The sequence below is a fragment of the Pedobacter sp. AC212 genome (genome assembly GCF_979258625.1).
This window is the reverse complement of record NZ_OZ409870.1, coordinates 4,221,767-4,238,020: the sequence shown is the minus strand read 5'-3', so window position 1 is coordinate 4,238,020 and position 16,254 is coordinate 4,221,767. Positions and strand designations below refer to the sequence as shown.

17 protein-coding genes and 1 tRNA gene are annotated in these 16,254 nt (G+C 36.5%); 6 read left to right on the top strand and 12 right to left on the bottom strand.

Translation table 11 applies throughout. From position 1 onward, the window contains the following. Positions 1-69 precede the first annotated feature (69 nt). A complete protein-coding gene (xerA, locus tag ACZZZC_RS18060; protein WP_463483426.1) occupies positions 70-894 on the top strand; it encodes a site-specific tyrosine recombinase/integron integrase in 825 nt (274 codons plus the stop codon). 78 nt (positions 895-972) lie between these two features. Here xerA and ACZZZC_RS18055 read toward each other — a convergent pair whose 3' ends face one another. The 3 genes from ACZZZC_RS18055 to ACZZZC_RS18045 form a co-directional block, all read right to left on the bottom strand. Beyond that, positions 973-1,143, bottom strand: a complete 171-nt coding sequence (locus tag ACZZZC_RS18055; protein WP_010602219.1) for a hypothetical protein — start codon at positions 1,141-1,143, stop codon at positions 973-975. A gap of 34 nt (positions 1,144-1,177) precedes the next feature. Then, positions 1,178-1,251: transfer RNA gene (locus ACZZZC_RS18050), tRNA-Cys, on the bottom strand. 69 nt (positions 1,252-1,320) lie between these two features. Next, positions 1,321-2,067: a TrmH family RNA methyltransferase gene (locus ACZZZC_RS18045; RefSeq protein ID WP_463483425.1), complete on the bottom strand. Its 747-nt coding sequence runs from the start codon at positions 2,065-2,067 to the stop codon at positions 1,321-1,323. On the opposite strand from ACZZZC_RS18045, the gene tamL reads away from it, so the two are divergent. After that, entirely contained in the window at positions 2,058-4,472 is a 2,415-nt protein-coding gene (gene tamL, locus ACZZZC_RS18040) for a translocation and assembly module lipoprotein TamL (protein WP_463483424.1), read from the top strand. The two genes, ACZZZC_RS18045 and tamL, sit on opposite strands and share 10 nt — an antisense overlap. On the opposite strand, the gene ACZZZC_RS18035 is transcribed toward tamL, so the two are convergent. Next, on the bottom strand, positions 4,473-5,045 hold the full coding sequence (locus ACZZZC_RS18035) for a 2'-5' RNA ligase family protein (RefSeq protein WP_463483423.1): 573 nt from the start codon (positions 5,043-5,045) through the stop codon (positions 4,473-4,475). It abuts the gene before it with no gap. A gap of 204 nt (positions 5,046-5,249) precedes the next feature. Between ACZZZC_RS18035 and ACZZZC_RS18030 the strand changes: the two genes are divergently transcribed. Next, positions 5,250-6,200, top strand: a complete 951-nt coding sequence (locus tag ACZZZC_RS18030) for a DUF3829 domain-containing protein (protein WP_463483422.1) — start codon at positions 5,250-5,252, stop codon at positions 6,198-6,200. A gap of 71 nt (positions 6,201-6,271) precedes the next feature. Here ACZZZC_RS18030 and dnaJ read toward each other — a convergent pair whose 3' ends face one another. From dnaJ to ACZZZC_RS18000, 6 genes are all read right to left on the bottom strand, one after another. Then, the gene (gene dnaJ / locus ACZZZC_RS18025; RefSeq protein WP_463483421.1) at positions 6,272-7,432 is read right to left on the bottom strand and encodes a molecular chaperone DnaJ; all 1,161 of its coding nucleotides are present in this window, start codon (positions 7,430-7,432) and stop codon (positions 6,272-6,274) included. Between the two features lie 83 nt (positions 7,433-7,515). Further along, entirely contained in the window at positions 7,516-8,097 is a 582-nt protein-coding gene (locus ACZZZC_RS18020; RefSeq protein WP_056849568.1) for a nucleotide exchange factor GrpE, read from the bottom strand. A 275-nt stretch (positions 8,098-8,372) separates the two neighbouring features. After that, a complete protein-coding gene (locus tag ACZZZC_RS18015; protein ID WP_056849569.1) occupies positions 8,373-9,056 on the bottom strand; it encodes a cell division ATP-binding protein FtsE in 684 nt (227 codons plus the stop codon). Position 9,057: 1 nt separating this feature from the next. Next, positions 9,058-9,261 (bottom strand): hypothetical protein, encoded by a 204-nt coding sequence (locus ACZZZC_RS18010; protein ID WP_057932355.1) that lies wholly within the window; start codon positions 9,259-9,261, stop codon positions 9,058-9,060. Between the two features lie 51 nt (positions 9,262-9,312). Beyond that, positions 9,313-11,223, bottom strand: a complete 1,911-nt coding sequence (locus ACZZZC_RS18005) for a gliding motility-associated C-terminal domain-containing protein (RefSeq protein ID WP_463483420.1) — start codon at positions 11,221-11,223, stop codon at positions 9,313-9,315. 66 nt (positions 11,224-11,289) lie between these two features. Further along, positions 11,290-12,306 carry an acyl-CoA reductase gene (locus ACZZZC_RS18000; RefSeq protein WP_463483419.1) on the bottom strand — a complete coding sequence of 339 codons (1,017 nt, stop codon included), beginning with the start codon at positions 12,304-12,306 and terminating at the stop codon, positions 11,290-11,292. 78 nt (positions 12,307-12,384) lie between these two features. Between ACZZZC_RS18000 and ACZZZC_RS17995 the strand changes: the two genes are divergently transcribed. Next, the gene (locus ACZZZC_RS17995; RefSeq protein ID WP_056849573.1) at positions 12,385-12,735 is read left to right on the top strand and encodes a 4Fe-4S dicluster domain-containing protein; all 351 of its coding nucleotides are present in this window, start codon (positions 12,385-12,387) and stop codon (positions 12,733-12,735) included. A 93-nt stretch (positions 12,736-12,828) separates the two neighbouring features. On the opposite strand, the gene ACZZZC_RS17990 is transcribed toward ACZZZC_RS17995, so the two are convergent. Beyond that, positions 12,829-14,082 carry a serine hydrolase domain-containing protein gene (locus ACZZZC_RS17990; protein ID WP_463487810.1) on the bottom strand — a complete coding sequence of 418 codons (1,254 nt, stop codon included), beginning with the start codon at positions 14,080-14,082 and terminating at the stop codon, positions 12,829-12,831. A gap of 14 nt (positions 14,083-14,096) precedes the next feature. Next, entirely contained in the window at positions 14,097-14,546 is a 450-nt protein-coding gene (locus ACZZZC_RS17985; protein WP_265797912.1) for a universal stress protein, read from the bottom strand. Positions 14,547-14,656: 110 nt separating this feature from the next. On the opposite strand from ACZZZC_RS17985, the gene ACZZZC_RS17980 reads away from it, so the two are divergent. Further along, a complete protein-coding gene (locus ACZZZC_RS17980) occupies positions 14,657-15,442 on the top strand; it encodes a C40 family peptidase (protein ID WP_463487809.1) in 786 nt (261 codons plus the stop codon). A 34-nt stretch (positions 15,443-15,476) separates the two neighbouring features. Continuing rightward, positions 15,477-16,193, top strand: coding sequence for a carboxypeptidase-like regulatory domain-containing protein (locus ACZZZC_RS17975; protein ID WP_463487808.1), 717 nt, complete (start codon positions 15,477-15,479; stop codon positions 16,191-16,193). The last annotated feature ends 61 nt before the right edge of the window (positions 16,194-16,254 follow it).

Below are 16,254 nucleotides of genomic sequence, written 5' to 3'. Positions count from 1 at the left end.
AATGTATTAGCCCTATTGTTTGAAATCATATTTTTTGGATTTACGAATGTTACGCACTTATAGCCTAATATGAAATATTCAGAAATTTTCAAGCAAAAAATGGAAATTGCCAGGTATGGCGCTTCTACTATCAAATCTTACCGTGCGGCCTTGTCTGTTTTTTTTAAAGAAAATAGCCAAATCGGTGTAGAGAACGTCGATGAAAACATAATTGAAAAGTATTTGTACAAAACGATTACAGAAAAGAATATTTCGGCGGCTTATCAAAAACATTTAATTGGGAGTTTAAAGTTATTCTACAAAATGGTTTTTGAGCGATCTCTGAAAATAGATTACCTGTTTCCTAAAAGAACTGAACAAAAATTACCCAAGTACCTCAATAAAGATGAAGTGAAGAAAATACTTGGCGTAGTTGAGAATCTGAAACATAAGGCGATTTTAAGTTTATTATATGGTTGTGGCTTAAGATTGAGCGAATTAATTAATTTAGAAATCAATAATATTGATTCAAAAAATGGGGTAATTAATATCTATCAGGCAAAGGGTAAGAAAGATCGGCAGGTGATGCTGCCACAAACTGTGCTGCCATTGTTGAGGGATTATTTCAAATTATGTCGCCCAAAGCTGTATTTATTCGAAGGGCAATCTGGTTTACAATATTCGCCTCGAAGTGTGCAAATAGTTTTGAAAGAAGCTGCAGCAAAAGCAAAAATTACAAAGAAAGTTTCTCCACACATTTTACGCCATAGTTTCGCTACGCATTTGTTAGAAAATGGAACGGATATTAGATATATCCAACAACTTCTCGGTCATAATAGTTTAAATACGACGCAAATTTATACCCACATTACCGATGTTGCAAAGCAGAGGGTTCAAAGCCCACTTGATTTTTAACAAAATTTATAGTGCATAAAAAAAGCATCCTTTGATCAGAAGGATGCTTTAAATGTTTTCGAGAAAACTCGCTAAAAACTATTTTGCTAAACCAGCTAAAACAGCGTTGTTTTTAGCTAATTGATCGTTTTTAGGTTGAGCAGAGCGACTTCCTAACTCAATGTTAGTTGCTCTTTTTAAAAATGCTACCTCTTGGTGAGCTGTATTTTTATTCCTTCTGTCTTTTCTTTTTAATCTGGTAACTGCCATGGTAATAACCTTTTAATTATTTTATTTGTACAAATGGAGGTCGAGAGCGGATTCGAACCGCTGTAGAAGGTTTTGCAGACCTCTGCCTAGCCACTCGGCCACTCGACCTTGAAATTCAAGGTTGCAAAAATAGCAATTATTAATTAGTGCGCAAATAATATCTTAATTATTATCAGTCTAATTTTTAACCCGCACTAATTCAGCGCAAAAAATTGCTGCACTTACTGCTACATTTAAAGATTCGGCTGCTCCAATTCGCGGTATGGTTACTGGCTTATTTATTTTACTAATCACCTCACTAGAAATTCCTTTCCCTTCATTGCCTAACACAATTAAGCCTTCGTTGCCCCAATTGGTTTTGTAAATAGATTCGCCATCCAGCAACGCACCAAAAACTGGCAAATTGTTGGATTCTAAAAATAATGGTAGGTGTTCGTAATAAATTTCAACCCGGGCCAAAGAGCCCATCGTGGCTTGTACAGTTTTAGGGTTATAAGCCTCTACGGTATCTTCAGAGCAGATAATCTTATCAAAGCCGAACCAATCTGCTGTTCTAATAATGGTGCCCATATTGCCTGGGTCTTGAACACCATCCAACATCAATGTAAATTGATTTTGCAACGATTTTGGATTTATTTTTCGGTCTTTCGGCATATGTAAAATCGCCAAAAAACCTTGTGGCGTTTGCAAAGTACTAATCTTACCTAATTCAACGTTGTTTACTTCAAATAAGTTTATATTTGCAGGCAATTTGGGTAACAAATTGGATTGTTCGCTGTTGTAAAATATGCTGTGGATTTGGTAGCTCGAATGGGTAAATTCTTGAATCGATTTTATGCCTTCAACCAAAAATAAACCGTGCTCTTTACGATATTTTTTTTGATGCAATGACTTTATAAAACTAATTTGAGACTTTGAAAGCATACCAATACTTGATAAATATAAAACTGAAAAGCACTGCAATATTACTATTTATTATTGTTTTAATTCAGAGCTGTTCTTCTACAAAGTATATTCCCGATTATCAATCAATTGTGAAAAAGGTTACAATTGATAGTGTAGATGCGCAATTTGAGGAGCAGGCTTATAATTATGTTCAAAAAGATATTCGTCCGCCATCGGCTTTTAGCATAAACGTACCGTTATACAATTTGTTTAATACTAAAGATGGCCGTTATAAAACCAATAACATCAAACCTTTTGGTACGCCTCCGGCAATTTTGGATAGTGCACTGGTAGAAATATCAAGAAATCAGATTCAGAAATTTTTAACGGGTAAAGGTTATTTCGATGCAAAGGTTGCCGCTGAAATTAAAGTAGAAAATAAGAAAGCAGAAATTGATTTTAAGGCAAACCAGGGTAAGGCATCGTATGTAGCAAAACTGAGCGACTCCATCTTTAGTAAATCAGTTAAGGATGTTTATGATAGAAATAAATCGAGTTTTACGCGTTTACATCCAGGTATGCGCTATGATGTAGATTCGTTAACGTATGAGCGTGAACAGATTTACCGGGTGATGAAAGAAAATGGCTACTTCTATTTCTTACGTCCTTATGTAAATTTCGATGTGATTGAAACCGAACAGCCGCAAAAAGTAAATTTGCGTTTAAATATTACCAACCCGGCGACGGGGCCGCACAAACAGTACAAAATCGGCACAACCTATATGATTATTGCACCTAGTCCGGATGGTTTTCCAGATTCGTTGCGTAATTATGTAAACAGAGATACCGCTGGCGGTGTTTCATTTACCGATTTATCGAAAAGATATAGGAAAAACCCTATTCTTCGCTATGATTTCTTAAAACAGGGCGAACTCTACGATATTAGAAATGAAAATTTAACCTACGATCGTTTGTACGAATTGAATATTTTCAAAAATGTTAAAATTGATTATTTCAATCGCGATAGCACGGGCAATAAAATAAATCCAATTATCATGGTTACGCCCCAAAAGGTGATGAGCAATAGGATAGAGGGTGAAGTGCCTTTTAATGGTGGTACAGTGGGCATTAATATCAGTAATACTTATACCAACAACAATTTATTTAGGGGCGCAGAGCGATTTGAGTTTCAGGTAAAAGGTGGGTTACAATCTCGGATAGGCAATGGAACATCTCCATTTAGAGATATTTATCAACGCGATTTCTCGGTTAGTGCAAGTATTACCGTTCCACGCCTAATTATTCCGTTTTACAATCCGGTATTGGGAGGAAATGGTATGCCGCATACTACATTTTCGTCCAGTTATATTTATGCCTTGCAGAAAGATGTCTCCGTTCGAAATATTTTTATCAACTCGATCACCTACGATTGGTTTGAAACAAAATCAAAGCTGCATTCCTTTACGCCTTTAAATTTCGAATATCGTTTTGGTAATTTAAGTGATAGTTTGGATGTAAATGAAGTGGCAAATAACCTTTATTATGCAACATTGTTAAGGCGTCAGGATTTAACTTTAGGGATGAAGTACAGTTATACCTTAAATGCAGATAAGTTAAATCAATTGCGAACATTCTTTTATTTAAGGGCAAATATTGATATTGCTGGAAACCTTTTGCAAGGCATTTCCAAGCTTGGCGGATCGGATAGCGATCCGGCCAATGACAATCCTGCACGTATTCTCGGTCTGCCTTTTAACCAATATGTTAGGCCAGAGGTAGATTTAAGATGGTATAAACATTTGGGAGGAGAAAGGCAGTTTATTGCTCGCCTAAATACTGGAATTGCCTACTCTTACGGGAATTCTATTTTAACAGGTATTCCGTTTGAGAAACAGTTTTTTGCCGGTGGATCTAGTGGTTTAAGGGCTTGGCAGGCTAGAACTGTTGGACCAGGTAATTACAACAGGGAAGTTATTGGTTCAGAGACATTAAGAAAGGCGTTATTTGGCTTAGATCAATTGGGAACAATGCGCCTTGAAACCAATTTTGAATATCGTTTTACACTGGCAAAAAAGTTTTTTGGAGCAACCTTAAGAGGAGCAGCATTTCTAGATGCTGGTAATATCTGGAATGTTCGTTTAGGGGAATCAATCAGTCAGCAGGTTACCGAATTAGATGAACTAACCGTTTTTAAATTGAGTAGACTGGCTAAACAAGTGGCTATCGGTACTGGTTTTGGTTTGCGTTACGATGTTCAGTATTTTGTTTTCAGGTTTGATGTAGGTTTGAAATTAAAAGATCCACAATTTGGGAGTAGCGATCAATGGGTAATCGGCAAAATGTTTTCGGGATCAAAAGCGTTTAAAGAACAATATAACTTAACGCATGCTCCAGATACCTATCGATTTGTTCAGTATAATTTTGGTATCGGTATGCCTTTTTAATCAACCAAAAAGTGTTAGTGGTTTCGGCTTTTCTGATGGAGATTTAAATGGAATTTCTTTAAAGGCCTGCCATCTTTTGCCATCATGTTTATAAACTGAAAAGGCTGAAACTAAAAATTTCCTTTTAAACTTACGATCCTTAAACTCAGTAATAAGTTCCCGGCAAACTTCTGGCTTTAGGTCTCGAAAGGCTAATGTTACGTGTGGATTAAATTTCGGCCTATTTTTTTCAATTAATTTCATCGGCTTAAGTTCTTCATCTATTTGTTTCTTCAAATTCATAATGCCTTGATTTTGTTGTGCATCTATGTAAAATGTATGCTCTGGAAAGGAATTGAAATTCAATAAAATTTGCTCAAACGACTCGGAATAGGCAGCATTATTTAGTGCGCTGAAAAAAAAATCCTCTTGCGAAAGTGAGGTTATCTTAACCGGATCATATAAAGTAAGGTGTACAGGGCGTTTAAGAGATTCGAAAACTTTAAACTTTTCAGATATAAAATTTCTCAAATTATCAATATCGTCCACAATGTCTTTCGGAGGGATCAAACATACCAAAAACAAATTTTTCATAATTAAAATTACTAAAATAATTAGTAAAAATAATTTTAAAGTGAAAATAAATTTCGTTTAAAGGCGAATAAAATTTAGTTTTGATTAGTCATCCCTCAAACAAAGCATTTGTTTCAACAAACATCCCGAAGCTATTATTGTTAAGCATTTATTTAAAAACAACTGCCATTTAATTAATAAATCAGATATAACCAAAAGCTAAAGATGAAACTACCTATCAAACTATTAATTGTCGCAACAGCGATTTCATTCTCTGCATGTAAAGGCGGCGATAAAAAAGATGGAAATGCTAAAACCGAATATGCCGAGGCCAGTAATGATGAGGCCAATCAAATAGTAGAATATAACAACGTTTTAGTTGCCTACACAGATAAAAACAATACCTATTTGAAAAGCATGGAGAGCAATGTGCAGCGCATTGCCAGAGGACTGGAACAACCTAATAATCAATATGCGTTTATAGGTATTATAACACCTTTTTCCGTTCCGCATTTTAGCAAATCAACCATGAAACCTGAAACTCCACCAAAAGTTTTAAGCGGTGAAGATCAGAAGTTTTTTAAGGATAATGTATTGGCACTAAATGAATCATTTGAAAAAATGAAAAATACGTATAAGTCGCTTGACGATTATATTAAAGCCGAAGATTTCAAAGATGATAAAGGTATAAAAGGCAAAGCGCTTGTTGATTCCATTTATGCAATGAGTAAAACTTATTACAAATATGATGATCAATTATTAACGAAATTAGAAGTAATTGGTGATGATGCAGAACGAATTATTTTGAAAACGCATCCCCTTAAAGAATATATTTTTGCGATGAAAGATGACCGTAAAGCGGTAGCTGATTTTAATAAACTAATTTTGGAAACGAAAAATTATAAAGCTGATGAAGCTAAAATAAAGACTGCGTACACCGCATTGGAAGCACAAAACAAAAAACATACAGAAATGGATGCTCCAAATGCAGCTAAGTATCCAGGTAAGGATGATTCTTTCAGGCGTTTTAACGAAAGCTTTAAAGAGTTTTTAATAGAAACCAAAAAGGTGATGAGGGATGCTGCAACATCTGGTAAAATAACAGAAAATGATACAGAAAATTTAATTAGAAAGCACGAATATATGCGCACTAGTTACAACAGTTTTGTTGACTAGTTGGAGTGCCTGAAAATGAAAAAACCGATAGCGAGAGCCATCGGTTTTTTTTATGTTCTATCGATAATTAATTACTCAAAATATTCTTTCATTCTTTCGAAGAAACTTTTATCGTTTTTACCTGGTTGCGGCTTAAAATTTGGAGATTCACGTAATTTCTCAAGTGCACTGCGTTCGTCGCTACTTAAAGCTTTAGGTGTCCAAATGTTGATGTGAATAATTTCGTCGCCTCTGTGGTAAGAGTTTACTTCTGGTAAACCTTTTCCTTTTAAGCGTAACAATTTTCCGCTCTGCGTTCCAGGTTCGATTTTAATTTTCGCTTTTCCATCAATTGTTGGCACTTCAAGGCTCATGCCCAAAGCAGCATCAACAAAACTTAAATGTAAATCGTAAACTATGTTATTACCTTCGCGTTTTAATGTTTCGTGAGGAATTTCTTCAATTAAAATAATCAAATCTCCAGGGATACCGCCATTTGGTGCTGCATTACCTTTTCCACTCATGCTTAACTGCATGCCTTCGCTTACACCCGCAGGAATGTTGATGGTGATGGTTTCTTCGCCACGTACAACGCCATCGCCATGGCAAACATTACATTTTGCAGTAATTTGTTGACCGCTACCATTACAAGTAGGGCAGGTAGAAGCGGTTTGCATTTGGCCCAAAATGGTATTGGTTACCCTACGCACTTGTCCGCTACCTCCACAAGTACCGCAAGTACTTACGGATGATTTGTCTTTTGCTCCAGAGCCATCACAAGTTTTACAAACAATTAATTTGTTAACCTTGATTTTTTTCTCTGCACCATGGGCAATCTCTTCAAGTGTTAACTTAACTTTAATACGCAGGTTAGAGCCTTTAGCTACCCTGCGGCCACGTTGCTGGCCACCGCCACCACCGCCAAAAAAGCTTTCGAAAGGATTATGACCACCAAAAACATCTCCAAAATTACTGAAGATGTCATCCATGTTCATTCCGCCACCACCATAACCACCGCCACTGGCACCACCAACACCCGCATGCCCGAACTGATCGTAGCGTTGCTTTTTTTCCGGGCTACTTAGCACTTCGTAAGCTTCGGCTGCTTCTTTAAACTTATCTTCAGCAGCTTTATCACCAGGGTTTTTATCTGGGTGATACTTAATGGCCATCTTGCGATAGGCTTTCTTTATCTCGTCGGCAGCCGAACTTTTGCTAACGCCTAACACGTCGTAATAATCTCTTTTACTCATCTTCTTTTTAAAATGATTGAATTTTGAATGATCGAGTGATAGAATGTATAATCATTCAATCCTTCAAACATTCAATAATTAATTTACGCTCCAACTACAACTTTAGCGAAGCGAATTACATTATCATTTAATGTATAACCTTTTTCAACTTCATCAATCACTTTTCCCTTTAAATCTTCGGTAGGTGCAGGAATATTGGTAATTGCCTCATGAAAATCTGTATCAAATGGTTGATTGATGCTTTCTACATCTTTTAAACCTTTTTGTGATAGTGTATTTTTCAATTTAGTGCTCACTAATAGAATTCCTTCTTTCACTGGTGCAACATCAGCAGCAGTTTCCATGGCTTTTAATGCCCGATCAAAATCATCCAAAACAGGTAATAATGATACGATTACATCTTTACCAGCAGTTTGTAGCAACTCAACGCGTTCTTTTTGAGTACGGCGTTTGTAATTATCAAACTCCGCATATAAACGCAAGTATTTATCGTTAAGTTGTTGAACCTCAGCTTGCAATTTTTCTTCTACAGATAATTCTGGCGCTTGTTCAGTTTCTTTTATAGTGGCATCAGTATTTTCTGCATTCTCAGCAGCATTTTCTGATGAATTTTCAGGATTCATTATATTTTCTTCTTTATCGTTATTTTTCTTCTTATTAAACATAATACTAGGCTGAATTTTTTTGTGATAATCTCAACTATTTTGCCATAAACGTAAATCAGCCAAGCTGTCAGATTTATGTGGCTTTATCTGAACAGATTGACAGAAGAAATACGATTGTAGATTTTTGATTTACGATTTGGCAGAAATCAAAATGGATGGACTTAAGTTTGTGATTCCAAACGACGGTTTTAATAGGTTTGATTTTGAAATAACCAAACATAAAATTCTTACGGCAGGTGCCGGATCAAAAATCGTAAATCTAAACTCTAAAATCATTAGGCTATTTGTGCGCCTTCGAGCACCACTCCATTTTCGCATTTAATTATACGGGATGGAAAAGTGCGGATAATATGGTAATCGTGGGTAGCCATTAAAACAGCAGTTCCGCCCTGGCTAATTTGCTTTAAAAGTGTTACAATTTCTTCTGAAGTTTCTGGGTCTAAATTTCCAGTTGGCTCATCGGCCAAAATAATTTCCGGGTCGTTAAGTAAAGCCCTTGCAATTACAATACGTTGCTGTTCGCCTCCAGAAATTTCGTGTGGCATTTTCTTGATCTTCGAACGTAAACCCACTTTATCCAAAACATCTTTAATACGCTCGTCAATCAGTTTTTGATCATTCCAACCTGTGGCTTTTAAAACAAACTCCAGATTCTTTTCTATGGTTCTATCCGTTAACAACTGAAAATCTTGAAAAACTACGCCCAATTTTCTGCGTAAAAACGGCACTTGGCTTTCTTTTAAATTTTTTAAATCGAAACCAGCAATATTTCCCTCGCCGTTGCCAATGTGTAAATCGCCATATAAAATTTTCAGTAAGCTACTTTTACCCGAACCTGTTTGACCGATTAAGAAAATAAATTCATCTTTTTCGATATGTAAATTTACGTTTGAGAGTACTAAGTGTTTCTGTTGAAAAACATCAACATTGCTTAAATGAATTACTGCGTGTCCTGCCATTTTATATTTCTAATTTAGCAATTTGCCCAAAAGGCAAATCTTTAACCATTTCCATAATGTACTCTTGTTTGTCGCCCAAACCCAGTTTTTCCAAAGATTTATCTGGCCGATCTACCCTAAAGTAAGCCAATAAGGTAAACTTATCATCTCGTAATTGTACGTAATCTGGAATTTTGGCGATGCCTTTAACTTTAACGATATACATTGTGCTCAAAAATAGCATTTCAAAACGATAAGCGAAAGCAAGAATGGCTTTTTATCTAATCAGATTGATCCAGCCGCTAAAGGTTTGGAAGTCACTATTAAAGTAGATGGTGTAATAATAAACAGCAGAGGGAAGATCTTTTCCATTCAATTTCCCATCCCAGGGTTTAAAAGGGCCGGTGCTCTGGTAAACCAATTGTCCGTTTCTATTAATAATTTTGACAACAGGATTCGGAAAGGCGTAAGCAGCTGGAATCTCCCAAATATCATTTATTCCATCGCCATTTGGCGAAAAGGTATTGGAGATTACGATTTTTGGATAAACTTTTATCGATACATCGTCACTCCCGGTTGAGCAACCAAACTTAGGTACAGCGGTTAAGGTGTAAGTAATATCAGTTGGAGGCGTTGCTGTTGGACTTAAACTTAGTGGGTCGTCTAAGTAATCACTTGGTGTCCAGTAAAAATAGTCATAATCACCTGTAATCTTTCCGTTAAGTTTAGTTGACTGTCCGGTAAGGATTTTTACATCTTTTCCGGCATCGGCAACAGCCTTTTTTATTACCGAAATGCTGATGTCGGCATAATCTACACATCCGCCGTTTGAAACCTCAACACGGTAAACGGTGTTGTCGTTGGGAGAGGCAATGGGGTTTGGAATGGTTGGATCAGAGAGTCCAGCTATTGGAGTCCACTTATAGGCTGTTCCCCCCGAAGCTAAAAGTGCGACCGAATTTCCCTCGCAAAGGGTAGCTTCTGTAATGTTGGTAGAAACTGATAGTTGATCAAGCACAGAAACGGACGTTGTGGCTGTGTTTGTACAACCATTGGTGGATACGGTTACCACGTAATCTCCGGACATTGCTTTGGTGGCGTTTGAAATGGTTGGGTTTTTATCAGTTGAAGAAAAATTTGGTCCTTTCCAGCTGTAGGACGTTCCGCCAGATGCATTTAACTGGATAGTTTCGCCGATACAAACAGGGCCTGAATTTTCTGCCTTTGCTATCGGGTAGGCGGTAACATTAATCGTAACAGGCTGAGATGCAACCCTGCAAATTACTGAATTTATATTGTCGGCTTCTGCAGCAACTAAACGATATTGATAAATGCCTGAGGTTGCATTATTGAAAATGGCTGTGTATGTAGTGGCTATTTGACCTGCGATATCGTTCCATCCGCTTCCAGTGTTCAATTGCCACTGATATCTTGGGTTAACATAAACATCATTAGAGACATTGGCCTCCAACTGATAATTAGCACTTTGTCCTTCGCATAAATTAGCATTTACATTTTCGCTATTGTCTATCTTCTGAGTAATTACAGGACCACATGCTCTAAAAGTAATGTCATCAAAAGCCAAGTCGTTTCCAACACCACCCGGACCAGAGTTGATGATTTTAAGCACAAGATCAGTTTCTGTTCCTACTGTGAATGTAGTAGAATATTTAATCCATTGAGGGATAGGGCCATCTAAGATATCGCCAGTAATATAGGTTTTCAAAATCTGACCCATTTTGGTCTCAATTTGAAAAGTAAGATTTGGCTTTTTTCCTGAATAGTTTAAAATATTGATTGCCCAGGCGGCAAATTCATATGTTGTACCTGAGCATAATGAGGGTAAATTAGTCTGATAAAAAATACCCGGGTTCGTAGAGGCATTAACAATCATCATATAACCATCCGGATCGTTAGGTGTATGATTGGTAATTTGGTGCCAACCACTCGTTTGATTGAGCATACCGAAGGTGTTTTTAGAAATGGTATAATCTCCATCGGAGGGAGTACCAGCAACAAATTTATAGTTGGTAATGCCTCCTAACGATGGCCCGAAAAGCGATGAGCCACGCCCAAAGTCGAAGTTAATCACGGGGTCGCCCAATGCCCCTGTACACTCTTGCCCAAATAATTTAATCCCACTAAGAAATAGAAGCAGAATTAAGATTATTTTATTTGGTTTTAGCATGGCTAGTAATGAGCGTTAAACGAATATGTGAATAATTTACTGAAAAATAGGCCTACAAGAAAAGCGTTAGGCCAAAGTATTCAGAAATTCGACGGTATTTACATTATCAGCATAATCCCAGAGCTTAGGGTGCTGACTTTCTCCAAATGGGAATGTGTTAATAGTCAAACTTTCCTTTGTAACTACACATTGAATGTTATCTGCATGCAAACTTAATTTTTCTTCTACTTCTTGAATATTTTCATATTCTTCATAAAAAATAACAGCCAAAGGCGATGCCAAACTTTCGTCCTGTTTTAATAATAGGAATCCATTATCGTAATGTTTTGCCGCATTTACCAAATAGATAGATTTATTGTAATCGTAGTTATTATTATATTTAAAATGATTAATAATGGGTTGGAAGCTTTCAATGCCTTCATAAAAGTTAGCAATATCGTAGCCTTTAGGAAGATATATTTTTGAAACATTTCTACAGCCTAAACCAAAGTAGTCGAAAATATCATTGCCCAGATTTTCGATATCTTCCTTTGTCTCAGTGCCATTAATTACAGCAACGCTATTTCTGTTTTTTCTGATGATGTTTGGCACCTTGCCAAAATAATAATCAAAATACCGCGATGAATTATTACTTCCAGTAGCGATAACTGAATCGAAGTCTTTTAATCGTTCTACATATACAATTTTACTTGCCAATGCCGGTTCAATGTTTATCAACTCAGCAATAACAGCTTTAATTAATTTATCATCAGATGAAGAAAGCTTAATTAGTGCAATATTTCCTGTTGCAATTACACTCAAAACATCGTGAAAACCAACCATAGGAATGTTCCCTGCCAGGATTAAACCAATCTTTTTTGGTGAAGAACTGAAGCTGATCGTTTTGAACCATTCGTCAACATCAGCTTCATTTAACATCTCTGCAAATGAGGATAAAGACTTTTTTATATTTTCTGCGGTAAACCAGGCATTGCTATTTTCTGCAGCGTAAATTGCATTTCCTAGTATGTCAGTAGGGTTTGTAAGCTTTATTCCTAATTTTTTGAAGGCAATTATTACTTTTTCTTTAGTTAAACCTGACATATTTAGAATTATTATTAAGTGATTAAGTGCTATATTTGCATCGCAAAGGTAAACTAAGCAAAAGAATTAGACGAAAACATGGCAATTAAAATAACAGATGAGTGTATAAATTGTGGGGCATGCGAACCAGAATGTCCTAATAACGCAATTTACGATGCCGGTACTGCATGGCGTTTTTCTGATGGTACAAATCTAAATGGTATCATCGATTTTGGTAATCAACAAATCGAAGCTGATTCTTCGCAAGAAGCTGTTTCTGATGAAGTTTATTACATTGTATCTGATAAATGTACGGAGTGTAAAGGCTTTCATGATGAGCCACAATGTGCTGCGGTTTGTCCGGTAGATTGTTGCGTAGACGATGAGGATATTCGCGAAACGGAAGAAGAGTTACTTGCGAAAAAAGCCTGGTTACACCAGGAGAATTAAGATTGTGACTATAAGGTTTTAAATTTCCACAAAATTTAAAGTTTAAGATGAATATAAATCCCGATGAAATTCGGGATTTTTTTGTGCCAATAATTATCGAGTAGCCTGATAAACAAGCGATTTAAATTGCTCGCTCAACTTGCCGTGAGAAAGTGGCCATTGTTGAACATAAATTTGAGCAACAATTTTCTTTTTCGGATCTACCCAAAAGTTGGATCCAAAAAAGCCTCCCCAGCCATATGAACCGGCGCTTTGGCCGAGTTTTTTACTTCCTTTATCTGATATCACTTCAAAACCTAAACCAAAATAATTATCGCCAAATGGAATATTGCCAATTTGGTTTGTGGTCATCAAATCTACACTTCGTTTAGACAATATTCTTTTTCCATTTAATTCACCATTATTTAACAGCATTTGGAGAAATAAACCGTAATCTTTTGAAGTAGAAACCAAACCGGCACCGCCAGCAAAATAGCCGTTGTTATTGATCGGATAATTAACGGTTGCACCTGGAAACGCACCATCTACCCAAGGTTTTACAGTTTTTGTAGTTTCATCTTCGGTGTAAACCGTTGCTAATCGTTCTTGTTTTTCGTTGGGCAACGCAAAGTAGGTATCTTTCATTTCCAAAGGGCGGAAGATTCTTTCTCTAAAAAATTGATCCAGACTTAAACCTGAAGTTACTTCTACCAATCTCCCTAAAACATCCATAGCGAGACTGTATTGCCACTTTTCGCCGGGCTGCAAGGCTAGTGGCAGCTTCCCTAATTTATTTATCTCGGTTTCCAAAAGTTTTTTATTAATCACAAAGCCAGCCTCAATACCAGCTTTAGCATATATGGCGTTCATCTCTGGCGATCCTATTTGCGCATATCCTAAACCTGAAGTGTGTGTAAGTAAATCCCGAATGGTTATTTCGCGTTTGGCTGGCACGGTGGTATAGCTACCATCTTTTTTATTGTACTTATCAAGCACTTTCGGATTTTTAAATGCCGGAATAAATTTAGAAATGGGATTATCTAGCGTAAATTTTCCCTCTTCAAAAAGTATCATCACTGCTACACAGGTTATGGCCTTAGTTTGCGAGGCAATTCTCAAAATATCATCTGTTTTAAACGGACGATTCAGCTGATTTCCATAAGCCTTGTTATACACTGTTTTTCCGTCAACAGCAATGTTTGCAGTGATGCCTTTAATCCATCCGCTATCAAGATATTGTTTGAAAAGACTATCAATTTTAGAAAGTTCTTTTGATGATAGGGAAGTTTTAACCTCATTTAGTTGTGCATACGAACTATTGAACGTAAGCAACAGGAAAAGAACCGGAACGTGCAAAAATTTAATCATAATAAAGTGTCTTCCTAAATGTCGCATTTATTAGGAATAATTAATACCGGACAAGCAGATTTTCTTGCCACATGTTCCGCAACACTTCCCATTAAAAAGTGATACAAGCCAGTTCTGCCGTAGGTTCCTATCACAATTAAATCAGATCCCCACTCATCAGATTGTTGAATAATGCCGTGAGCGGCGGTATCTACCACACTCAAATAAGTTGTTTTTATCCCATTACCGAATTTGGTTTCCATCTCTTTCAGTAAGATATGGCTGTTTTCTTCGCTGTTATCGTAAGTTTCTAAAAAAACGGGCGCTAGCGTTAAATCGGGGTTTACATTGGCAGGGATCGGCTCAATAATGTTTACCAATGCAACCTCAGCACCAAACTTTTCAGCCATGTCATATCCTGCTTTTGCAGCTTTTTCCGAACAAGTGCTATTATCTACAGCAATTAATATCTTCTTAAAATTCATAACGAGCAGATTTAAATGTGAACATCATAAAAATAACAAATTTGAATTCAAAATGTTAGGCATTGATTGTAAATTGTTAGTTTTACTTCCAATTCAACGAGCAGAATTAAATGGAAAATCAATACGGTATTTGTAGAATTGCAGTAGCTCCTTTAAGGGCTGAACCATCAGATAGAGCAGAAATAGTTTCGCAGTTGTTATTCGGCGATCACGTAGAGGTTATTGGAAAAGATGATAGATGGTGGCTGGTAAAAAATGGCTACGATGGCTACGAAGGCTGGATGGATTTTAGACAATTGGCTGCAATTTCGCATGCACAATTTGTAGAAATGAATAGTTGTGAATTATTGGCTCCTTTAAGTTTCAATAATGTTTTAACAGCTGCCGATGGTAGTGTTTATCATTTAAGTCCGGCGAGTAATATCCCGTATTTGGCAAATGGCTATTGTTTTGCCGGCGAAGAAAAGTTCAAGGTTAACTTTGAACCTCATGATAAGTCGAAGACAGATTTTAAAACTGAAATCGAATCCACAGCTAAATTTTTCCAGAATATCCCTTATTTATGGGGTGGACGTAACCTTTTCGGCTTTGATTGTTCGGGATTTGTACAAACTGTTTTTAAACTGTTAAATATTAAGTTAAACCGAGATGCCTCACAGCAAGCAGAACAAGGCGAATTAGTTGGATTTTTAGCGGAAGTTAAACCTGGTGATGTAGCTTTCTTTGATAATGCTGAGGGTAAAATTACACACGTTGGTATTATGCTGAGTCCGAATGAAATTATCCACTCATCAGCAAAAGTTAAAATTGATCCAATTGATGATCAGGGGATTTTTAATAGAGAATTAGGAGTTTACAGCCATAAGTTGCGAATTATTAAAAGGTTTGTGGAATAAATAATAAAGTTGCATCATGGTGTAAACTGATTTTATGGCAGCACCGTTTACAATTTTAATTAACAATCCTTGTAATGAGAAATGGTTGAACATGCAGGCTGATCGGTCTGGGCGATTTTGCGGTTCATGCCAGAAGTCGGTTACCGATTTTACACAATTTTCTGATAGCGATTTAAAATCGTGGTTTACCAACAATCAAAATACAGGTTGCGGAAGGTTTAATCCTGAGCAAATTAATCGGTTGATTGATTTGAAAGCAAACTTTTCTATCAGGCAATTTAAGCCGAGTTTGATTGCCGCATCTCTAATGGCGTTTTTAAGTTTTCCGAAACTGGGCAATGCGATTGGTAAATCTTATGCTACATATCAAACTGACGAGAAGAAATACAAAACAGAAAAAAGAACAGCGCTATCTGCAAAAGAGCTTATCACGATAAAAGGACGAGTTATTGATAGTGATGAAAGTTTGCCTCTTGTTGGTGGCAGTGTTAGAGTAAAAGGAACGACCATTGCTACGGTTGCCGATAAAGAAGGTAATTTCGAATTGAAAGTAAATAAAAATGACTTCAAAAATAATTTGGTGTTAGAGTTTACCGCAGTAGGATTTGAAAGCCGAAGTTTCAAAGTAAATCTTAAAAAAACTGAAAATATCACTGTAGTCCTGAAGATGAAATATGCTATATTAGGTGGTTTCGGAGTAATTAAAACTCCAACTATCTTAAATCGATTCAAGAGCATGCTCAATGGTTAAATAATCAAGTTCCATTGCTTATCATCCCTGATAAGAATAAAATATCCCGCTATTATTCCGT